Genomic DNA, 22702 nt, shown 5'->3' on the forward strand with positions numbered 1-22702 from the left:
GCCTTTGAAGGGAAGTTGTCAGCGGATATTGCCCGCGCGTCTCGGTGACGGCTCAGGCCTCGGCGATCAGATGAGCGTGACCGTTTTCCTCGACCGCTTCAAGGCGCACATCAAATCCCCACAGTCGGCGGATATGGCGTAGCACCTCGGTGGCGCCATCACCGAGTGGCCGGCGGTTGTAGCGATAGTGGCGCAGTGTCAGTGAGCGGTCGCCGCGTGTGTCGACTTTGTAAACCTGAATATTAGGCTCGCGGCTGCCGAGATTGTACTGATCAGCCAGTGACTTGCGCAGCGCCCGGTAGCCGGCTTCCTCGTGAATGGCGGTGATTTCGAGTGCTTCCTCGCGGTCATCGTCGCGCACCGCGAACAGGCGGAACTCGCGCATCAAATGCGGTGAGAGGTACTGGGCGACAAAGCTCTCGTCTTTGAAGTTGCGCATGGCAAAGTCGAGTACCTTGATCCAGTCCTGATTGACAAAATCCGGAAACCAGTAGCGGTCCTCATCGGTTGGCTCCTCGCAGATGCGGCGGATGTCGCGCATCATCGCAAAGCCCAAGGCATAGGGATTGATGCCGGAATAATAACGCGAGTCAAAGGGCGGCTGGTAGATCACATTGGTGTGCGACTGCAGAATTTCGATCATGAAGCCATCGTTGACCAGACCCTTTTCATACAACCGATTGAGCAGGGTATAGTGCCAGAAGGTGGCCCAGCCCTCATTCATGACCTGAGTCTGGCGTTGAGGATAAAAATACTGTCCAATTTTGCGCACAATGCGCACCATTTCGCGTTGCCAGGGCTCGAGCAGTGGGGCGTTTTTCTCGATGAAGTAGAGGAGATTCTCTTGTGGCTCGGAGGGAAAGCGCTGTTCTTCCTCCTCGGTTGCCGAGTCAGGTGCCACTGGCAGGGTTCGCCACAGATCGTTCACCTGCGTCTGCAAATAGGCCTCGCGTTCGTGCTGACGCTTTTTCTCTTCCGCCATTGACAGTGGCGCTGGGCGCTTGTAGCGATCCACTCCATAGTTCATCAGTGCATGACAGGAGTCAAGCAGCAATTCGACCTCTTCCTGGCCATGGCGTTCTTCGCATTCCGCGATGTAAGCCCTGGCAAAGACTAGATAGTCGATAATGGCATCGGCATTGGTCCAGGTGCGAAACAGATAATTCCCTTTGAAGAAACTATTGTGGCCATAGCAGGCATGCGCGATCACCAAGGCCTGCATTGGCAGGGTATTTTCCTCCATGAGGTAAGCAATGCAGGGATCGGAGTTGATCACGATTTCATAGGCCAGACCCATCTGCCCGCGTCTGTAAGTCTGTTCGGTGGCGACAAACTGCTTGCCGAAGGACCAATGGTTGTAATTAATGGGTAGCCCGACCGATGAGTAGGCGTCGATCATCTGCTCGGAGGAAATCACCTCGATCTGATTGGCGTAGGTATCGAGGCCGAATTCATGATGCGCGATCTTGCCGATCTCGCGATCAAAACGCTCGAGCAGTGGGAAACTCCATTCCGATGACGTTGAGATGAATTGGTTCTGGCTCGCGGAGCCTTTGGGCTCGTCTTGTCGGGTCTTCTCTTCCCTGGCCGCCGCCGGATCATTCACCGGATCATCGGTCTCTGGCCCAGTTGCTGGTCCAGTCGCTGGCTCTGCAGTGCTCATGTCTCAGGCCTCCTGCTTTTTGAACAACTCGCGGAAGACCGGAAAAATATCCTCGGCACCGCCAATTTCTTCCATCGCGAAATGTGGATGGGCCGCTTTCACATCCTCGTAGGCATACCAGAGGCTCTGATGCTGACGCGGTGTGATTTCAATATAGGCAAAGTAGCGCATCAGCGGCATGAGTTGATCGATCAGCAGGTCGCGGCAGATGCTGGAATCCGAGTCCCAGTTATCGCCGTCCGAGGCTTGGGCGGCATAGATGTTCCACTGACTTGAGTCATAGCGCTCGCTGAGGATGTCATGTGCCAGGCTCAGCGCACTGCTGACCACTGTCCCGCCGGTTTCGCGCGAGTAAAAAAACTCCTGCTCGTCCACCTCCTGCGCAACTGTGTGGTGGCGGATAAAGACCACCTCGATTTTGTCATAATTGCGCTGCAGAAAAAGATACAACAGGATGAAAAAGCGTTTTGCCAGATTCTTGCGCATCTGGTCCATGGAGCCCGACACATCCATGATGCAAAGCATCACCGCTTTGCTGCTCGGTTGCGGCTCGCGGGTGAAGGATTGATAACGCAGGTCGAAGGTATCGATAAAGGGCAGCGCGGCGATGCGGGCCTTCAGCCGCTCGATCTCCTCGCGTAGCGCCGCCACTCGCGGGTCGGTTTCGGTGGCGCCGGCGGCAAGCAGTGCCTCCAGTTCAAGTTCCAGCTCGCGCAGGCGTGCGCGATGGGGGGCGCCGAGCGCGGTGCGCCGGGCAATGGCGCCTTTGAGCGAGCGCACCACGTCGATATTGCTTGGTGCGCCGCTGGTGGTGTAGCCGGCACGGATAGTTTTGAATTCGGTGGTGCCGAGCAGTTGGTTGCGCACCAGGTTGGGCAATTCCAGGTCGTCGAACAACAGATCCATGAACTCTTCGCGCGAGAGTTCAAAGATAAAATCATCCTCGCCCTGTCCGTCCCGACTTGCCCGGCCCGAGCCCTGCCCGCCCGCGCTACCTTCCGGTCGCGGAACCCGGTCGCCGGCGGCAAACTCCTTGTTGCCAGGATGAATTTGCTCGCGCTGTCCGCCCGGGCCGTGATGGAACACCGGCTCGGACAGATCCCTTGATGGAATGCCAACCTTCTCGCCGGCGTCCATGTCGGTGATGCTGCGACGATTCACCGCATCAGAGACAGCACGCTTGAGCTGCGACTTGTAGCGCTTGAGAAAACGCTGACGATTGACGGCGCTCTTGTTTTTCGAGGAACTGCGACGGTCGATAAAATGCGACATGCGCTTGAAAACGTGATGAGTCGTTAGTGGTGAGTTGTCGTTGACTTGCCGCTTGTCAACGCCGAAATGGCGTTATTGGGCCTTGCGCACACGCAGGTACCATTCAGAGAGCAGCCGAACCTGCTTGGGTGTGTAGCCTTTTTCCACCATGCGATCAACGAATTGCTCGTGCTTTTTCTTTTCATCGGCCGATGCCTTGGTATTGAAGGAAATCACCGGCAGTAATTCCTCGGTGTTGGAGAACATTTTTTTCTCGATCACCACCCGCAGCTTTTCGTAGCTGGTCCAACGCGGATTGGAGCCCTTGTTGTTGGCGCGCGCGCGCAACACGAAGTTCACAATCTCGTTGCGGAAATCCTTGGGGTTGGAAATGCCCGCCGGCTTCTCGATTTTTTCGAGCTCCTCGTTGAGGGCGCCGCGATTCATCATCTCACCGGTGTCGGGATCGCGATATTCTTGATCCTGAATCCAGAAATCGGCATAGGTGACATAGCGGTCGAAGATGTTCTGACCATACTCGGCATAGGATTCCAAATAAGCGGTTTGCAGTTCCTTGCCGATGAACTCCGCATAACGTGGTGCCAGGTACTGTTTCAAAAAGCCGAGATACCGATCCTGCACCTCGGGTGGCAGATGCTCGCGCACGATCTGGCGCTCAAGGACGTAGAGCAGGTGTACCGGATTGGCGGCAACCTCGCCATGGTCGAAGTTAAATACCTGCGACAGAATCTTAAAGGCAAAGCGGGTGGAAATGCCGGACATGCCTTCGTCGACGCCAGCATAGTCGCGATATTCCTGCACCGATTTGGCCTTGGGGTCGGTGTCTTTCAGATTCTCGCCATCGTAAACCCGCATTTTGGAGAAGATGCTGGAATTCTCAGGCTCTTTCATGCGCGTCAGCACCGAGAACCGCGACATCATCTCGAGCGTTCCCGGCGCGCAGGGGGCTTGATTGAGCGAGCTGCTGTGCAGTAGCTTTTGGTAAATCTGCTTTTCCTCGGTCACCCGCAGGCAATAGGGCACTTTCACAATATATACGCGGTCGAGAAAGGCCTCGTTATTTTTGTTATTGCGGAAGCTTTGCCATTCCGATTCATTGCTGTGCGCGAGAATGATCCCCTGGAAGGGCAAGGCGGACAGCCCCTCGGTTGGGTTGTAATTGCCTTCTTGGGTCGCCGTTAGCAGCGGATGCAGCACTTTAATGGGTGCCTTGAACATCTCGACGAATTCCATCAGCCCCTGATTGGCTCGACAGAGCGCGCCAGAATAGGCGTAGGCGTCGGCATCGTTCTGCGCGAAATGCTCCAGTTTGCGGATGTCCACCTTGCCAACCAGGGAGGAAATGTCCTGGTTGTTCTCATCGCCGGGTTCGGTCTTGGCGATGGCCACCTGCTCGAGAATCGAGGGAAAGAGCTTAACCACCTTGAACCGGGTAATATCGCCGTTGTACTCCTGCAGGCGCTTGACCGCCCAAGGCGACATGATGGTGCGCAGATAGCGTGTCGGGATGCCGTAGTCTTCCTCGAGAATGGGTCCGTCTTCTTCCGGCGAAAACAGGCTGAGCGGCGATTCGAAGACAGGGGAGCCTTTGATAGCATAAAAAGGCACCTGTTCCATCAACTCTTTGAGTTTCTCGGCCAGGGAAGATTTGCCGCCGCCCACCGGGCCGAGCAGATAGAGAATCTGCTTGCGCTCTTCGAGTCCCTGGGCCGCGTGTTTTAGATAGGATACCAGTTGCTCAATGGACTCTTCCATGCCATAAAAGTCACGGAACGCCGGGTAGCGGCGAATCACCTTGTTCTGAAAAATGCGGCTCAGGCGCAAATCATCATGGGTGTCAACCAGTTCCGGCTCGCCGATGGCGCTTAACAGCCGCTCGGGCGCCCCGGCATAGGCGAGCGGATCGCGCTGGCACAACTCGAGATACTCATTCAGGGCCATTTCCTCTTCACGCGAGGACTCATACCTGGCACGGTAACGCTCGAAAATCGACATCGATGGAACCTCTTGAATCGATCGGCAGTGATCTGACAGTCAGCCGGCATCCGCTGGGATGACCCCACGCGGGGTTCCCGCTCTGGCGCGGCACGGGAATCTTCACGGTCGCTCCGACCCTCGATACCTTTGACTATGAGGGTGGACACATCTTCTCACGAGCCCGCGAAGCGATTATTTTTGACCTCCCGGGACGGGAGGGGGTTCAGCCCTGTCAACTCTGGCGCGGGCGATCGGGGCATGTCCTCGAGCTTAATGGCTTGGTGGTCCGCCTAATAAATCGAGGTATTTCGCCCAGCGAAGGCGCATGGTGCGGTACAGCCCCGGAAAATGAAGCCGCTAGTTCACCTTCAGATTGCCATCTTGGCACAGAATTCCCCGGAAACCACCTGATCTTTCATGGTTTCGGCTCGCTCCGGACGATGAACCCTCGAGATTGACAAAAAGGAAAATTGCTATGTTCGATGTACGGGTACAGCCTGGGGCATTCGATCCCGAGCAGGAGCAGCTCACTTTTCGTGAGCGCCTGCCTGGTATCGGTGCGGTGGTCAGCTTTGTTGGAATCATGAGAGATTCGAGCCATGGGCAGGAGGTGCGAGAAATGATGCTGGAATACTACCCCGGCATGACCGAAAAAGTCTTGCAGCGACTGCTGGATGAGGCACGCGCCCGCTGGTCGCTTGCCGGTGCGCGCGTCATTCATCGAGTCGGCCCCCTGCAGCCCGCCGATGCCATTGTGCTTGTGTTGACTGCCAGCACCCACCGCGGCGATGCTTTTCGTGGCTGCGAGTTTCTTATCGACGCACTCAAAACCCAAGCCCCGTTCTGGAAACGCGAACTCACACCCGAGGGTCCCCGTTGGGTCCAAAACCGCGAGCAGGATGCCTTGGCGGCAGAGCGATGGACATCCTCATGTCAGCCATTGAATTAGAAGACTATTCCAGAATCTGGCCATTCCAAGGCCGCCTCCGCGCAGGGCTAGTGTTACTGGGGTGGCGTTCACTGGGGTGGCAAGCTCCCTTCAAGATGCCTTCCATGCGCATATACGATCCCGACCCTCGTGCTTGGCGCGATAAAGCGCCTCGTCGGCGCGTCGAATCAGATCGTCGAGGCGTGCCAGGGTCGGTTCGCGCGTAGCTAGTCCGATGCTGATCGTCACTGCGAGCGGTTCTCGACCAGCCACCAAAATTCGTACGGCGCGAACTGTGCTGAGTAATCGCTCGGCCACATGGATGGCCTGTGCGTATTCTGTCTCCGGCAGCAAAACGATAAACTCCTCACCGCCAAAACGCCCAAGTCGGTCGCGGTTGCGCAGACACTTGCGCACACTATCCGCAAGGGACTGCAACGCTTGATCACCAATTTGGTGTCCATAGGTATCATTGACTTGTTTGAAATGATCAGCATCAATCAGTAGCAAGGAGAGCGGGCGATGATGTCTGATGGCCAATTGCCAGCTATCCTCGGCGCTTTCCAGAAAGGCGCGCCGATTGAGTGTCCCCGTCAGGCTGTCGGTGGTGGCCAGACGGATGAGTTTGGCTTCGATGTCCTTGCGTTCGCTGATGTCGCGCAATACTCCGACAAACAAGCGTTGTCCGGCCATCTCGGCATGACCCACGGTGATCTCGAGCGGAAAGCGCGTTCCATCGCTTCTTTGCCCTTCGATCTCCCGTCCGCTCATCTTGCGCGTACGATTGGCGGGGACGGAGGATGCGCGCACATAATGGTCATGCTGGCGCGCATCGTTTTCTGGCATGAGTTGATTGACCGAGCCGCCAAGTAACTCTTGTGCTTTGTAACCGAACATGCGTTCTGCCGCAGGATTGAATTCCAGAATTCTGCCTTTCGCGTCGATCACGATCATGCCATCGTGGGTCGTGGCAAGGATGGTGCGCAAACGCCGCTCGCTGAATATGACCTGTTGGCGATTGCTTAAATACGCCCACAGCAGTCCTGCCATGACAGCCGCGAAGATCAGACCCATCCAGGTGGCAAGATTGAGCAAGACAGATTTTGCTTGCCAGCCCGCGACGGGTTTGGCCGCAATTTCCCAAGAGCCGCCAGGAACCATCATCCAGCGGCGCAGGGAATCCGTCGTGAACAGATCGGGATTGCCAAAAAATGGCAGCTTTTGGGTATTTTCCAGCTTGCTTGCCGGAACCTTGCGCAGCGCGAAGCGAATGCCGCGCACTTGCGGTGTCAGTCCAACCGCGGCAAAAAGGCTGTCGAAATCCAGTACCAGACTGATCATCCCCCAGTAGTGGCTGTCGCCAAGAAAGACTGGCGTGCGGCTAATCAATCCTTGACCACCTTGAAAGAGTTCGACAGGGCCGGCAAGAACGGTACAGCGACACTCAATCGCCGCGCGCACCTCCGGCCACTGCTTGGGATGCTCTGGATAATACAGACCTATTGCCGATTCATTCCCGGCAAGGGGATAAACGTGGGAAATCCGGTTGCCAGGTGCAATGCCGACATTGCGCACATGGCGACCCAGTTCGAATAGCGTTTGCAACGCAATTTGAATCTGCTCCTCGTCAATTCTTTGGACCGCTGCGATATGCGCGATTAAGCCATTGACAAGAAACACATTGGCATTAAGCTCCGATTCAAGGCGCACCATGAAATCGGTCAACTCCAGGGAAACCTGTTCGCGCCGATCCTGAGCGAGTCGCTCGCGTTCGAGGTCGATGATGTAATGAAAAAGACCGACCAGCCAGACAAATAGCAGGGCACTTGGAATCAACAAACGCAGTTGCGAACGCATCAGAGGCTAGTTGGCTGTGTTTTGTTGAACCTTGGGTCTAGATCAGGATGGCAGTCACCACTTCATCGGTTTTGGTCACTTAACAGTGCCAAGGCCGAGGTGAAGCTGCCGCGCTGCAAGCATAGTTCGCCGGCAAATTGGGTGTTGTTGGTCAGCAGAACGCCAGGCTGATACCAACCTGGCTCAGGCGTTCTGATTCTTCCTCGAGTTCCAGGCGCGATAGCGGATGCTTGGCAAGCCAGTTGTCGGGGAAGCAGAGTGACAGGGTGGCATTGTCGGCGGTGAGTATTGGGTTGGGTTTGGCGCTTGCCGAGCGGCCGCGATGGATGAGAACAGCGAGGCGCAGTAACACGCAGAGCCGGCGCGCGCAGTCTCTTTTCCCCTCGGGTAGCGAGGCAAAGGCCTCTTTGGGGACTTTTCTCCGATGCGACATGACCAGGGTGGCGAGCACCTCCTGCTCCTGGCGGGTAAAGCCGGAGAGATCCGCGTTGCGCAGCAGGTAGGCACCGTGCTTTTGATATTGGCTATGGGAAACAGCCAGGCCGATCTCGTGCAACTGCGCTGCCCAGCCGAGCATGCAGGCGTATTCGTGGCGATTGAGCTTCCAGCTTTCGCCAAGTTGGTCATAGAGTTGCAAGGCCGTGTGTCGAACGCGTTCGGCCTGCTCTTGATCAACATCGAAGCGACGGCACAGGGTAGCCACGGTTCGCTCGCGCACATCCTCGTGATGGATGCGTCCGATGAGCTCATAAATCACGCCCTCGCGCAGCGCCTGGTCGGATACGTGCATGTGCTCAATGGCCAGGTTCTGAAAGAGCGCGCGCAGCACGCCGACACCGCCGGCAAAGACTGGGCGGCGCCTGTCACTCAGGCCTTTGAAGCTGAGTTTGTCGCGCTCGCCGCAGTCAATGAGGGCTTCACGCAGTTGGGTCAGTCCGGCGGCGCAAATGCCTTCATGACACCAGCCCTCGCCGGCGAGGACGGTGGCAATGGCTTTGATGGTGCCGGAACTGCCAGTGGCCGTCTCCCAGCCTGATTGGCGGAAGAGTTCTCGCACCGGGCGGATTTGAATGGCCGCGACCAACTCGGCGCGATCCATGCGCTCCAGGGTAATGCGCCCGTCGTTGAAAAAACGTTGCGACATGCTGACACAGCCCATGTGCAAACTCTCGCGCAGCAGCGGGGTAAAGCCATGACCAACGATCAGTTCGGTGCTGCCACCGCCGATATCGATCACCAGTCGCTTTTCATCGCCGATGGCCAGTCCGTGGGCGACACCCAGGTAAATCAGTCTCGCTTCCTCGCGCCCGGCGATCACTTCGATGGGTTGCCCCACGGCTGCTTCGGCACGTGCGAGAAAATCCGCGCCGTTGCGCAATTGGCGGAGCGTATTGGTGCCCACCACCCGCACATTGGCGGGCTTGAGTGCGCGCAGTCGCTGGCCGATGCGTTCCAGGCAGGCCAGCGCGCGTTCCGCCACGTCCGGGCGCAAGTCCCTACTCTCGGTCAGCCCCTCGCCCAAGCGGACCATCTCTTTATAGCGATCAATGACCTTGAGTGTTCCGCCATCGCTGCGCGCGATGAGCAGATGAAAGGAGTTGGAGCCCAGGTCCAGCGCGGCGAAGGTCTCGCCTGCGTCCTCGACCGCCTTGTCGCTCAGTGGATCCATGCGCGGCGGGGGTTGGTCGGTGGTGCTCGGAGTCGGGAGTGACATGTCCGCGTCGATGGTCTTTGGTTCCATAAAGAATCAGCTCGCGGCCTTTGGCAAGCGGGAGCGCGCCAGCTATCGTAGCGGTGAGCAGGCGTCAAGGAGACCTCAGCTTAGCAAAAGCCGGCATGGTAGCCACGGAAAATTCGGGTCAGTCCGTCATAGCCCAGGTTGGGGGGTGCCGGCGGCGACGGGGTCCGGTGTTACTCTTGGACGGTTCTCCGCTGCCTGCAGCGCGACCGGAATAGGCGCGCTGGCATGCAGGTGAATATCGCGCTGCGGGAAGGCGATACCAATGCCGGCGGCGCGGAATTTGTCAGCGATGGCCTGGTGCAGTTCCGAGGTGACCGACAGCCGGCAGTCAAGTTCGCCGAGATAGTAGCGCAGCACCAGCGTGAGCGAGTTGTCACCAAAGCCCTCGAAGGTGATCAGCGGGGCCGGGTCTTCGAGCACCCGTGGATTTTCGGCGGCGGCCTCGGCCAGCAGGGCGAGCGCTTTGCGGGTGTCGCAGCCGTATTCGGCGCCCACCACCAGGGTCATGCGGTTGATTTTATCGGTCAGAGACCAGTTGAGCAGTCGTCCGGTAATGAATTCCTTGTTGGGAACCAGTAACTCCTGTTTGTCCCAGTTGCGAATGGTGGTGGCGCGGATCTGAATGCGGGTGACCATGCCGGTGGTGTCTCCGACAGTGACCACGTCGCCAACGCGGATCGGACGCTCGAACAAAATGATCAGACCACTGATGAAATTGGCGACGATCTCCTGCAAACCAAAGCCGATGCCCACGCTCAGTGCCGCCACCAGCCACTGGACCTGCGACCAGGACAGTCCCAGGGTGCTGAAGACCAGCAGTGCGCCGGCCGCGGTGATGCTGTAGCCGGTGAGGGTGATCAGGGTGTAGCGCATGCCGGGGCTGATCGTGGTGTGACGCAGCAGGATGATCTCAAGCAGGGCGGGGAGGTTCCTGCCGGCGATGAGGGCGACACTGATGATCAGTAGCAGCCGGCCAAGGTCGGCAAGCGTGACCGGGATCCGGGTCTGCAATCCGTCGACGGTGGCGGTGTAATGCCACAGGGTGAGACGATCAAGCAGCCCGAGCGCGGGGAGGGCATCGGACCAGATTAGCCAGACGCCAACGGCGCCGGCGACGAGGATCATGCTGTTGATCAGTCGTCGGGTCTGTTCGTCGAGCGCGGCCAGGTTGACGCTGCTGTCTGGCGGTCTAGACATTTCCGCGGGGGCTGCGGTGGAGTCATCGGCGGGGTCACTGATGTGCTGATCCAGCGCTGCCTGGAGAGCCAGACTGCGCCGGGTCAGGATCAGCCAGCGAACGATGAGTTGATGGACAACGACCAGACTGAGAATGAGCCAAAGCTCGCTGATCAGATACTCGAGTAAAATCCCTGACGTGTAAAGATATCCTGCCAGTGCCAGTAAGGCGAGCAGCACGGGCACCGCGATGAGCGCCGGATACCAGAGCATGCGCAGGCGGCTCAACCAGGCCTTGGGATGGGCAAGCAGCAAGGGGCGAAAGACGCCCGTGGTGGGATTGGTGAGTCGCACCGTAAACACGGCAAGCGCCAGGATCAAAGCCACCAGCGCCAAACGCCCCAGGGTGCCACTAAAGCCGGGGTCTGGATGCAGAACGGTCGCGCCGGCAATCAGGCCTAGTGGAGTTAGCACCAGCGTGGCCAAGCGGAAGTTTGTCCGCAGCTGGGTGATGGCGTGGGAACTCCAGCGAAAATGCCGGTCCGCGACACCACCCGGGAGGCAGAGCAGATGAAAGGCGCGCAGGTAGTAGAGCCCGAAGCCAACCGCCGCCAGGGCACTGCCAATGGCGATACTAAAGGGAGTGGCGATGGTGGAAACCTCCAACCGCCAGCCGGTGAGCGCCAGGAGCAGCGACCAGGGCAGCGCCAGTATTAGAGTGAGCACCAAGGCCTTCATCGTGTATGCAAATTTGTCGCTGCCAACGCGACGCAGGGGCTCGCCAGCGGCGCGAATGGCCCGGCGTAGCGCCGGGCCTTTTACCAACAGGATGAAAACCAGGGTGAGACCGATCCAAAGCAGGGGAGATGTTGTGATTTCGTGTTTGATGATGTCCACCACCAAACGCCAACTATTGGGTGCGCTCAGCCAGGCCAGCGCGGCCGGGAAATCAGCAAAGGATTGCTCACTGATGGGTACCACGCTGCGCACCCAGAGCAGGCGTTCGCTGAGAAAATTTCGGTAGTCCCTGACACCGCGCATCAGCGCGCGGGTGCTGGCATCCAGTTCACTCATGGCACGCAGGTAGCTTTCTTCAATCGCGATCAGCCGGTGAAGAAGATCGTCGCGACGGGCGAGTTGATCGCGCAGACGCTGCTCCAGTGCCTCTCGTTCAGCGGGCGGAAGCGCGTCGATGGCAGCAGCGATGCGTTGCTCCAGTTCCTTGTCGCGCCGTAACTGGTCGCGGTAGCGCACCAGGTTCAGGCTGGTCTCGGCGATGCGGTCGGCAATGTCGGTGATGTCCGTGCGCAACGCGGAGGCGTCCGGAAGTTGTCGGTACTGGGTGACCAGCGCTTGTCCGAGCGCGCGACTTAGGCCGGCGGCCTCCAAGCGTTGCCGGGCGCTACGGAAGGCGTCATCCACCTTGCGGCGACTGTCGTCGCGCTCGCTCTGACGTTCGTCTAGATAATTGAGGCGTTCGGTCAATTCAGTGATAGCGGCGCTCAAGCGGGTGTTCTCGCGCGCGAGTTCCCGCACCAGTGGGTGAGCGTCGGCCAGATCGCGTTCGGCGTCGGCTGTTTCGCTCCTTAGGCGTTCAGCCTCGGTTTGGCGCAGACGGTCGGCCTCGTTTTCGAGCAGGGCACGCTGGTCACGCAGATCGGCCAGGGTCTGCTCGGCCAGGGTGCGGCGGGCGAGATTGAGATCGCTGCGCGCGCTGGTGCTCAGGAGTTGCTGGTCGAGCATCAGGACTTCCGCGCGCAAGCGGTCGCGGGCTGTCTCAAGCGCCCAGCGCTGGGCCTGGACTTCGAGTGGGCTTAGCAGTGTCTGCTCGTTGCCGCTGAGTTGAGCGTTGACCTCATCGAGTTCGCGATTGGCCTCGGTGATGCGCTTGCGTGCGCGTGTCGGCTCGCGCGCGTTCTCATCGAGCACCTTGTCGAGTTCGGCGAGCTTGGCCTCGACGGCGGTTATTTCGGCGAGGAGTTGTGCCAGTTGTTGTTCCACTTGCGCCAGATTGGCGTCCTCGGGCAGGGGATCGGCGGGAAGCGATTGAGCGCGTTGTTCGATGGCCTGAGCTCGCAAGGCCTCGGCATCACGCGGCGCCTGCTCAATGGCGGTGCGGAAGCTTGCCGCGCGCGAGGCGAAGAGGTTCAACTCCTCAATGTTGCTGAGCGCGACGCGGTATTGTTCCACCAGGCGTTTGACCGCCTCGGGGGTAAGGCTGCTGCTGGCTTCGACTTCCTTGATTTTGCTCTCGATCAGCGCCGGCGTCAGGCTGGATTCAAGGGGGGCGTCGGGGGGGCTAGGTTGGGCCGTGTCCGCTTGAGCCGCGGTGCAACTCGGACCAAGGAGCACGCCCAGGGCCAGCACCAAGGCGGTGACTGTCCGGGCGGACAATGACTTGATGGCGACGCCTTGGCCAGGGGATGACCACATGATGGGCAATGCGGACTTGGGGCTCCTAGGAGCGCTTTTCATCACAGCTGGTGTCAGTCACGCCATGATGCTCGATGCGTCGCCAGCGCCGTCCATCGCGACGCAGCAGTTCACCAGCGGCGCAGGGGCCCCAGGTCCCAGCTTGGTAGTTGGGAAAGTCGCGCGGCGGCAGCGCGTGCCAGACATCCATCACCGACTGCACGATTTCCCAGCCTTTCTCCACCGTGTCGGCGTGCTTGAACAGGGTCGCGTCCCCATTCATACAGTCGTAGATAAGGGTCTCGTAGCCGGTGGCAGGTTTGTTGCCGAAATAGTCCTCATAGCAAAAATCCATGTTCACCGTGCCGACCTGCATCTTGGGCCCAGGGATTTTGGCGCCAAAGCTCATCTGAATGCCCTCGTTGGGCTGGATGCGCAGCACCAGCATGTCGGGTTCGAGCTGCTCGGTGTCGGTGTCCTGAAACATCATGGTGGGCGCGCGCTTAAACTGTATTGCCACCTCGGTGTACTGGGTGGCCAGGCGCTTGCCGGTGCGCAGGTAAAAGGGCACGCCAGCCCAACGCCAGTTGTCCATTTGCAGCTTGAGCGCGGCGAAGGTCTCGGTGCGCGATTCCGAATCCACATCGGGCGAGTCGCGATAGGCGCCGACCTGTTCGCCATTGGCCATGGTGCCGGCGCCGTATTGGCCGCGCACGGCGTGGGTGAGCACCTGCTCGGGCGTCAGCGGCGTGATGGCATCGAGTACTTTGTTGATTTCCTCGCGCACTGCCTCGGCCTCGAAGGAATTCGGCGGGTCCATGGCGAGAAAACCAAGCAACACCAGCAGATGGTTGGGAATCATGTCGCGCAGGGCGCCGGCTTCCTCGTAGTAGGCGCCACGATGTTCGACGCCGACCGACTCGGCCACCGTGATTTGCACATGGTCGATGTGATGGCGGTTCCACAGCGGCTCGATAAAACCATTGGCAAAGCGGAACACCATGATGTTCTGCACCGTCTCCTTGCCCAGGTAATGATCGATGCGATAAATCTGTTCCTCGTTCATGTTGCGATGCAGCGCATCGTTTAGCGCCACGGCGGATTCGAGATCACGGCCAAAGGGCTTTTCGATAATCACCCGCCGCCAGTCACCGTCGCTCTCATGCAGCAGGCCGACTTCGCCCAGGCGGTCGGTGATGGGTCCGAACAGGCTCGGCGGCACCGCCAGGTAGAACAAATAATTGCCCTCGGTGCTGTGCTCATCATGCTGTTTCAGTGCGTCGATGTGCGTCAGACGCTCGCACAGCTGCTCGTAGTCCTGGCCGTCGAGCATATCAATGCGCATATAGTGCAGGCGCCCTCGCAGCCGCTCCCACACATCCAGGGAAAAGCCATCGCCCACGCTCTCGGCCATTTTTTCAGCGATCCGTTCGCGAAAGCTGTCGTCGTCCAGTTCCAGGCGGTCGAGCCCCAACATGGCGAAGCTCTCCGGCAACAGGCCGGCGGCGCACAGGTGGTAGAGCGCCGGCACCAACTTGCGCCGGGTGAGATCGCCGCCGGCGCCGAAGATGATCATCACATTGGGCGTGGCGGGCGGCGCCTGCATGAAGTCGGTGTGGGTTAGGGACATAGACGTTTTGAAGTTGGAAGTTGGAAGTTGGAAGGGGTGCTGCCGGATTCCCGTCGTGGCGCCAGGGTGGCGGATGGAAGCGCTGTTGCGCTGATCAGGACTGGGGTTTTTCGTGGTGGCCGCCGAACTGATAACGCATCGCCGAGAGGAGCTGGTTGGCGAAGTCTCCCTCGCCGCGCGAGCTGAAGCGCTCGAACAGAGCGGCGGTGAGGACCGGAGCCGGGGCGCCGGATTCAATGGCCGCGATGCTGGTCCAGCGGCCCTCGCCCGAGTCCGATACCCGGCCGCCAAACTGGTTCAAACGCGGATCATCGGCCAGCGCATTGGCGGTCAGGTCGAGCAGCCAAGAGGCGATCACGCTGCCACGGCGCCAGACCTCGGCCACCTGGCCCAAGTCAATCTCATACTGATAGAACTCCGGATGCGACAGGGGCGCGGTCTCGGCATCGGTGGCATGGTCGGCACGCCCGACGCCCGCATGCTTGAGGATGTTAAAACCCTCGGCATAGGCGGCCATCAGGCCGTATTCAATGCCGTTGTGCACCATTTTTACGAAATGTCCTGCGCCGCTCGGTCCGCAGTGCAGATAACCCTGCTCCGCGCGGCTCGGTGGGCCCTGATGCCCCGCGGTGCGCTCAATCTCGCCTAAGCCAGGGGCCAAGGCGGAAAAAACCGGGTCAAGCCGCTCGACCGCTTCGGTGTCGCCGCCAATCATCAGGCAATAGCCACGTTCCAGTCCCCAAACACCACCACTGGTGCCGCAGTCGAGAAAATGCACGCCACGCTCGGCGAGGCGTTTGGCATGGCGGATATCATCCTGATAATAAGAGTTGCCGCCGTCGATCAGCACATCATCGGTTGTCAGATGTGGCTCGAGCTGATCGATCACCGACTCGACCACGGCCGCCGGCACCATGATCCAGATCGCGCGTGGCGCGCCGAGCTTGGCGCAAAAATCCGCCATGTTCGCGGCGCCGGTCGCGCCCTGCTCGGCCAATGCCTGGATCTGTGCTGGGTTGTTGTCGAATACCACGCAGCCGTGACCAGCGCGCATCAGCCGCTGTACCATGTTCGCGCCCATGCGGCCAAGTCCGATCATTCCGAGTTGCATTGGTTGTCTCCCTGGGGTGGGTTGCGAGTGGGTTCAGTTCGGCGGAATAGGGGTTTCTTGGGTTTCAGTCAAGATCACGGCAAACACCGGCCCGCCGTTGTCGCGATTCCGCGAAGGCTTGAAAATGGTTAAAGACAGAGGTTTGAGATGAGGTGCCCAGTATATCCGTCTTTGGCGACTGTTGAGTGCAAGCTGATCACTCATCAAGGCGTTAACGATGACTTTGGTATCGCCTGGAAGTACCTAATCCCCAAGGCTTTGCAGCAAGGTCTCGCCAGGCATTGGCATGCCGAAGTAGTAGCCCTGATAACCGTCGCAGCGGCGGGCGCGCAGGAAGTGCAGTTGCTCTTCGGTCTCGACACCTTCGGCCATCACGCTGACCCGCAGATGGCGGCAGACGGAGAGGATGGCTTCCACCAGGGCGGCGTCGTTGGAGTCGGTGCTTAGATCCTGGATGAAGCTGCGATCGATTTTCAGCTCATCGACCGGCATGCGCTTGAGATAACTGAGCGAGGAGTAGCCGGTACCGAAATCGTCAATGGACAGGCGCACGCCGAGGTCTTTGAGTTCGCGCATTTTGAGCACAGTGCTTTGAATGTCCTCAATGACGACGCCTTCGGTCAGTTCCAGGGTCAGGCGCTCGGGCGGGATGCCGGCGTCGCGCACGGCCTGGTGGACCTGGCTGACGAAATCCGCCTGGTGGAATTGCCTGGGGCTGACATTGACGGACATGCGCAACGCATGCTTGTGTGTGTCGGTGTGGGCGAGAAAATGGCACGCTTGGCGCAGCACCCAGCGGCCGATGGGTAGGATCAGGCTGGTGTCCTCGGCCACCGGGATGAAGACGGCCGGTGAGATCATGCCCTGGCCGGGATGGCGCCAGCGCAGCAGGGCCTCGGTGCCGGTCAGACGTCCCGAGGCGTCAACCTGCGGCTGGTAGTAGAGGGTTAGGTCACGCTCTGCCTCGATCGCTTGCTTGAGTTCGCGCTCCAGATTAAAGCGCGCCTCGGCGGCCTCTTGCATGGATTTTTCAAAAAAACGCACACAATTGCGGCCACCCTCCTTGGCGCGGTAGAGCGCGGTGTCGGCTTCCCGCAGCAAGTCATGATCGCCATCCTCGGTGCCGCGCAGCAAGGTAATGCCAATGCTGATTTCCGAGTGGATTTCGCCCGCGGGCAGGTTGACGGGCAGGGCGACGCTGTGGCGAATTTTTTCCGCCACGGCGCGGGCGTAGTGGGAGGCCTCGGCCTCGTCCTCGGACAGATTACCGAGGAGGATGACGAACTCATCGCCGCCGAAGCGCGCGACCGTGTCTTCCGCGCGCAGCAGCGCACGCAGACGGGAGGCCACCTCGCGCAAGAGTTGATCGCCGATTTCGTGCCCGCGTGCGTCGTTGATCTGCTTGAAGCGGTCGAGATCGAGGAACAGTACGGCGCCGACACGACCATTGCGTCTCGCGCTGGCCTGGACACTGGCAAGGCGATCGAGAAACAGGCGCCGGTTGGGCAGTTCGGTTAGGGGGTCGAAGAAGGCGAGCTGATGGATGGCGGCCTCGCTCATTTTGTGCTCGGTGATGTCGAGGCAGCTCCCAGCAGCGCGGCGTGGGCGTCCCTTGGCATCGTGCTCGAAACCCTTGCCACGGTCAAGCAGCCAGATCCAGGCGCCGGATTGATGGCGGAAGCGGTACTCGAGCTGCACTCGGTCTCTTTGGCCGGTGAGCGCTTCGGCTGCAATGTGCTCCACGGTCTGGGCATCATCGGGGTGAATGCGCTCCCGCCATTCACTGATATTGCGTGGGATGTGCGCCGGGTCACCGCCGAGAATGCGCACGAAACGGTCGTCGTAATGGACTTGGCCGGTTTCGAGATTGACCTCGTAGAGGCCAACATCGGCGCCCTCGAGCGCCAGATCCAGGCGTTCTTGCAGGTGCCGCTGGGCGCTGAGCGCGCTCTGGCGGCCGAGCAGACCATCGTAGACCCTGATGGCGGCCTCCGCGATCTGGCTGTCGGCGGCATTGAGCTGGCGGTGGCGGGCTCCGGCCTTGGGGCGGAGTCCCAGCAGCAGCATGCAGCGCGACGGCGGTGCTTCGACCCACAGGGCTTCGGCCAGTCCGGTGGCGCGCAGGATGGGGTGTTCCAGCGGCAGGCAGGCGTCGCGATTCGGTGACTCTTCGAGTACTGGTATGACGCTTTGCGGCGGAATGCCGAGCGCTTGCACCAGTCGATAGTGGCCAGGTGTATTCGTTACGTGAATAAGACCGGCGGCGTCAATCTTTAGCTGCTCGACCAGCAGCATCAGCAGTTGCGCTCCGAGTTGTTCGGGGTAGCTGTCTTCTTCAGGGAGTGATTGGGAGACGGCATGGACCTGTTGCACCACCAGCGCCAAGGTGCGGCTGCGCTGGGCCTCGCGCTGGGCGCGGGCGACTGCCTCCTGCAAGCGCATGATGCGGGCGCCGAGTTCATCGCACTGCTGGCGATAGTAGGCGAGGGCGTCTGGGTTGAGCGGGTCGTTCACAGTTGAGGTTCCGCGGGGTGTTTTTCCTTGGGAGGGTGCGTGTCAGCTTGGCTGCTCAGATGCCCGTGGTCAGTTCGCTGTCGTCTGGCCGGACGAGGTCGGCGCGCCGGCGGTGCAGACCAGCAGCACGCCGGTCCAGTCGAGTGGCCGGGCGCGGCCGATGAAGGGCGCGATCTCGATGCCGGAATAAAAGCCAAGCAGCGGGCAGAGTGCGCCGATCAACTCGCGCACCGGGGCGGATTCGTCCTCATCGAGGCCAGCGAAGGCCATGGAGCGGCCGGCGCAGTCGATATAGAGCGCGAAGACTGGCTGAAGGCCAGTGAGTCGCTCGCGCAGCGCCTCTGTTTGGGTTTGGGCGGAGGCGATCATGCGCTCGGGTGCGTAGCTCATGATTTGAATGCGGGAACCAGGATGGAAGTCGGCCTCGGTTAGAATCAGGGCTTCCTCGGTCGGATCGATGGCGACCACGAGCCGATTGACGTATTGGTCGTCATTGAAGGGGGCGTAGAGGTCGCCGTGTTTCTCGCCGATGGTGATGGACGGCAGCGGCTGGCGGGCGAGGAGTTCCTCGCGGGTCAGGCGCAGACGTTCCTCGACCACCCGCAGCGCCGGCTGGCCGTCGATCTCGAGCAGGCGGGCGCCGTCGATGCGGGTGACTTCAAGAAAATCGCTGGATGGCAGGCAGCCGTGCATGATGGTGTTGTGTCCCCGCAGTCCGGCGGGCAGGACCACGGCCACGGCCGTGTGGCGGGTCATGCCCTCACCATCAAACAGATAACTGTCGGACATCTCGAGATCGGTGAGGGTGCCGGCACCGAGAATCAGCGGCGGGTCGGTGCCGAGCGTCTGGTGCAGACCGTCGAGCAGGCGGCTGCACAGATGCAAGCTAGGGGGGCAGGTCTTGTTATTGACTGAATCATAGAACAGCAGCACCAGGCGCTCGGGACCGAGCGCCAGGGCGTTGAGCTGCTGGCCAAGCGCGCGACCGGCCGCGGCTTCGTCCACCTCCAGCCCGGCGACACGGATGATGGCCGCAGGCGCCAGCGCCTGGCTGAACAGCATGAGTCCGCATTCATAGCCGCTGCTGTGGGCGCCTTGCGCGGTGATGATGCCCGTGCCGCTGCCGCCGATGACGGGCAAAGGGCCGAGTTCGGCGCGCAGCCCTTCAAGGATGGCCGCGGGGTCGTGCTGTCCGCCGGCGAAGGCAAGCAGCCAGGCGGGTTTCTGGGCGGGTTCCCGGGCGGGGTCTGGATTGGGTTGCCGATAGCAATGCGGTGTGAGTCGGAGCTGGTCCAATGCCTGTCGCGCGGCCAGGCGAGCGGCTGTGGAGGCATCGGCGTGGCGGGCCTGCCCAACGGCGACATCATGACCGGGATGATTCGAAGGCATGGGCATACATCTTCCGGGGTCTCGGGAAGGGCGAAGGTGGCGGCAGGCTGTCGCCAGTTTCACGATGCTTTCAGCCGTCAGTATACTAGATTCAAACCAGGCCTTGATGCGCAAGCCGGGTCAAAGGTCTTTTGCACTTAAAGATGTCATCGAGAGGAGTGCCATGACCGCATTGCCGAAAATCACGCCAGCTGAGTATCTGGACCAGGAGAGACGGGCCGAAAACAAGAGCGAATATGTTGCGGGCGAGATATTTGCCATGGCGGGCGCCAGCCCCGCGCACAATTTGATCGTGGGTAATCTGGTGACCGAATTGAATTCGGCCCTGAAACAACGCCCGTGCCGCGTCTACCCCAGCGATTTGCGACTCTGGGTCGCCGATAGTTATTTCTACCCCGATGTCAGTGTTGTTTGCGGTGATCCAAGCTTTGCCGACGGGGATAATCTCATGAACCCCAGTCTGATCGTCGAGGTGCTGTCTCCGAGCACGGCGGATTTTGACATGGGCGGCAAGTTCGCGCGCTATCGCCAGATCGAAAGTTTGCAGGAGTATGTGCTGGTCGCGCAGGACTCAGCGCGGGTGATCCACTACCAGCGCCAGGATGATGCCCACTGGTTAATGAGTGAGATCACCGATGCGCGAGCCAGCGTCGTCCTGCCAAGCCTGGACTGCGCGCTGGCCATGGCGGATATCTACGACAAAGTCTTCCGCTGAGGGGATTAATCCTGTGGGGGGCTTGATCCTTTGGGGGGCTTGCTCGCTTTGGGGTAGCCGATCACGCCGGCATCGATGATCAACCATTGATGATCAAGTGGCGCGCGACTCAAACACCATCACACTGCGCGCCACCACCATCAGGCGCGCGACGCTGATACCTGGCTGCTCTGGCGGTGGCAGCACCGGGCGTTGATCGGCGGTGTCCACGGCACGGAACCACTGGCGGCCGGCTAATTGTGGCAGTTCGCACAGGGCGGATTTGTCGTTCATGTTCATGATCACATGCAGATGCTCCTCGCCGTCCTCGTGCGCGGTCAGGGTGAAGGCCAGCAGTCTGGCATCGGCCGCGCCCCAGGCGGCGCGATTCAGGCGCGCGCCATGCCAACTGATGTCGGGCAGACCATGGTCGCGCTCGACCTCGCCGGTGAGGAAATGCCGACGGCGCAGGTTCCGATGGCGGCGGCGCAGCGTGATCAGACCGCGGGTGAAGTCCAGCATGCGCCGGTTGGGTTCCACCTGGCTCCAGTCGAACCAGCTCAGCTCGTTGTTCTGGCAATAGGAATTATTGTTGCCGCGCTGGGTGCGCAGAACCTCATCGCCCGCCAGTATCATGGGTACGCCCTGACTCAGCATCAGAATGGCGATGAAGTTCATCGTCTGGCGTTGGCGCAGCGCGATAATGGCCGGGTCATCGGTGGGGCCTTCCACACCGCAATTCCAGCTGCGATTGTCATTATGACCGTCGCGATTGTCCTCGCCATTGGCATGGTTGCGCTTTTCGTTATAGCTGACCAGATCGTTCAGCGTGAAGCCGTCGTGGCAGGTAATAAAGTTAATGGAGTTACCCGGTCGGCGCCCGCGTGCCTGGTACAAATCGCTTGATCCGGCAATGCGGGTGGCCACTTCATCAATTCCAGGATCACCGCGCACGAAGGAGCGAATCACATCACGGTAGTTGCCATTCCATTCCGCCCAGCGATAACCGGGAAAATCCCCCACCTGGTACAGTCCGGCCGCATCCCAAGCCTCGGCGATGATGTGGGCACGAGCCAGCTCGGGCGAGAGTTCAATGGACCAGAGAATGGGCGCGTGATGCTGCGGCTCGCCGTCCTCCCCGCGTGCCATGGCACTGGCAAGATCGAAGCGGAAGCCATCGACGTGCATGTCATGTGCCCAATAATAAAGGCTGTCGATCAGATAACGGGTCACCAGTGGGTGGTTGCAATTCACCGTATTGCCGCAACCTGTGTAGTCGCGGTATTGAGCGCGGTTTTCAAAGCCCAGATGGTAAAAGACCTCGTTGTCCATCCCCTTGAAGTTCATGATAGGCCCGGCCGCGCCACCCTCGGCGGTATGGTTGAAGACCACATCCAGAATAACGCCAATGCCGGCCTGATGGAGCGCCTTGACCATGTCGCGAAATTCATCGCGCGCGCGGCTCTGGTCCACCGCATACCCCGGGTGGGGCGCGAAAAAGCTGTGGGTGCTGTAGCCCCAGTAGTTCTCAAGCCCCAGTTCGCGGGTTTTGGGCGGCGCGTCCTGCACGTCAAAGGCCATGATGGGCAACAATTCCACATGGGTGATGCCGAGTTCCTGGAGATAGGGGATTTTGTCGATCAGGGCGCGAAAGCTGCCGGGATGCTCGGCCCGCGCCGAGGGGTGGCGAGTGAAGCCGCCGACGTGCAGTTCGTAAATAATGGCATCGACCAAGGGAATTGGTGGATGTTCATCGCCTTCCCAGTCGTAGTTGTCGCGCACAATCTGCCCGCGCATGGCGCTGGCGACATTGTCTCCCGGCTGACAGGCGCGGGCACGATCCCACAGTCGGTCGCTCACGGTCGAGGCCCAGGGGTCGAGGAGCAGCTTGCCTGGGTCATGCCGGCAGCCGGTGCGTTGCGTGTCGCAGGAACCGTCCATGCGCCAGCCGTAGAAGATGCCCTCGGGCAGATCCCTCACCAGCAGATGCCAGAAGAAGAAGGTTCGGTGTTGTCTGGGGTCAAGCGCGACGGTCTGGAAGGGCGCCTGGCTGTCGGCCTGCTCGAACAGCAATAGCTCGACCCGGGTGGCGGTGTGCGAGAAACAGCAAAAGTTCACGCCACCCTCGACCAAGCGCGCGCCCGCGCGGTGCCAGGTTCCGGTAGCGACCTCGAATGGGCCCAGTGCCATGGAAATACCTTAAACAAACTGAAAACGAAAAAAGGGAGACTGGGTCGCGGCTGGTCGCAAGCGACCTGGGTTTTGGACCCCAGCCAGGCAAAATGTGGCGGCGAACAGGTATAGAATAACAGCCCAAGCCCAGCGAAGAGGATCAACC

General features: G+C 60.1%; 13 protein-coding genes. 2 read left to right on the plus strand and 11 right to left on the minus strand.

Annotated elements, in window-relative coordinates; all coding sequences use genetic code 11:
- Positions 1-52: 52 nt before the first annotated feature.
- The 3 genes from Thiowin_RS04500 to Thiowin_RS04510 form a co-directional block, all read right to left on the minus strand.
- Positions 53-1663 (minus strand): SpoVR family protein, encoded by a 1611-nt coding sequence (locus Thiowin_RS04500; RefSeq protein ID WP_328986543.1) that lies wholly within the window; start codon positions 1661-1663, stop codon positions 53-55.
- A 3-nt stretch (positions 1664-1666) separates the two neighbouring features.
- The gene (locus Thiowin_RS04505; RefSeq protein WP_328986544.1) at positions 1667-2935 is read right to left on the minus strand and encodes a YeaH/YhbH family protein; all 1269 of its coding nucleotides are present in this window, start codon (positions 2933-2935) and stop codon (positions 1667-1669) included.
- 72 nt (positions 2936-3007) lie between these two features.
- Complete coding sequence (locus tag Thiowin_RS04510; RefSeq protein ID WP_328986545.1) at positions 3008-4930, minus strand: PrkA family serine protein kinase; 1923 nt, start codon at positions 4928-4930, stop codon at positions 3008-3010.
- A gap of 457 nt (positions 4931-5387) precedes the next feature.
- Between Thiowin_RS04510 and Thiowin_RS04515 the strand changes: the two genes are divergently transcribed.
- Positions 5388-5861 carry a molybdenum cofactor biosynthesis protein MoaE gene (locus tag Thiowin_RS04515; RefSeq protein ID WP_328986546.1) on the plus strand — a complete coding sequence of 158 codons (474 nt, stop codon included), beginning with the start codon at positions 5388-5390 and terminating at the stop codon, positions 5859-5861.
- A gap of 90 nt (positions 5862-5951) precedes the next feature.
- On the opposite strand, the gene Thiowin_RS04520 is transcribed toward Thiowin_RS04515, so the two are convergent.
- The 7 genes from Thiowin_RS04520 to Thiowin_RS04550 all read right to left on the minus strand — a co-directional run bounded on the left by Thiowin_RS04520 (position 5952) and on the right by Thiowin_RS04550 (position 19670).
- Positions 5952-7697, minus strand: a complete 1746-nt coding sequence (locus Thiowin_RS04520) for a diguanylate cyclase (RefSeq protein ID WP_328986547.1) — start codon at positions 7695-7697, stop codon at positions 5952-5954.
- Positions 7698-7848: 151 nt separating this feature from the next.
- Positions 7849-9366, minus strand: coding sequence for an exopolyphosphatase (ppx, locus tag Thiowin_RS04525; protein ID WP_328988005.1), 1518 nt, complete (start codon positions 9364-9366; stop codon positions 7849-7851).
- A gap of 198 nt (positions 9367-9564) precedes the next feature.
- Positions 9565-13047 (minus strand): mechanosensitive ion channel domain-containing protein, encoded by a 3483-nt coding sequence (locus Thiowin_RS04530; RefSeq protein WP_328986548.1) that lies wholly within the window; start codon positions 13045-13047, stop codon positions 9565-9567.
- Positions 13048-13072: 25 nt separating this feature from the next.
- Positions 13073-14656: a glucose-6-phosphate dehydrogenase gene (gene zwf, locus Thiowin_RS04535; RefSeq protein ID WP_328986549.1), complete on the minus strand. Its 1584-nt coding sequence runs from the start codon at positions 14654-14656 to the stop codon at positions 13073-13075.
- 94 nt (positions 14657-14750) lie between these two features.
- Positions 14751-15767: a phosphogluconate dehydrogenase (NAD(+)-dependent, decarboxylating) gene (gnd, locus tag Thiowin_RS04540; protein ID WP_328986550.1), complete on the minus strand. Its 1017-nt coding sequence runs from the start codon at positions 15765-15767 to the stop codon at positions 14751-14753.
- Between the two features lie 243 nt (positions 15768-16010).
- The gene (locus Thiowin_RS04545) at positions 16011-18281 is read right to left on the minus strand and encodes a putative bifunctional diguanylate cyclase/phosphodiesterase (protein WP_328986551.1); all 2271 of its coding nucleotides are present in this window, start codon (positions 18279-18281) and stop codon (positions 16011-16013) included.
- Positions 18282-18350: 69 nt separating this feature from the next.
- Complete coding sequence (locus Thiowin_RS04550; RefSeq protein WP_328986552.1) at positions 18351-19670, minus strand: FIST signal transduction protein; 1320 nt, start codon at positions 19668-19670, stop codon at positions 18351-18353.
- 163 nt (positions 19671-19833) lie between these two features.
- Here Thiowin_RS04550 and Thiowin_RS04555 point away from each other — a divergent pair, with 163 nt between their 5' ends.
- The gene (locus Thiowin_RS04555) at positions 19834-20385 is read left to right on the plus strand and encodes a Uma2 family endonuclease (protein WP_328986553.1); all 552 of its coding nucleotides are present in this window, start codon (positions 19834-19836) and stop codon (positions 20383-20385) included.
- 93 nt (positions 20386-20478) lie between these two features.
- Here Thiowin_RS04555 and glgX read toward each other — a convergent pair whose 3' ends face one another.
- Positions 20479-22554 carry a glycogen debranching protein GlgX gene (glgX, locus tag Thiowin_RS04560; RefSeq protein WP_328986554.1) on the minus strand — a complete coding sequence of 692 codons (2076 nt, stop codon included), beginning with the start codon at positions 22552-22554 and terminating at the stop codon, positions 20479-20481.
- Positions 22555-22702 lie beyond the last annotated feature (148 nt).

It is taken from the genome of Thiorhodovibrio winogradskyi (assembly GCF_036208045.1).
In the GTDB taxonomy this organism is placed as follows: Bacteria; Pseudomonadota; Gammaproteobacteria; order Chromatiales; family Chromatiaceae; genus Thiorhodovibrio; species Thiorhodovibrio winogradskyi.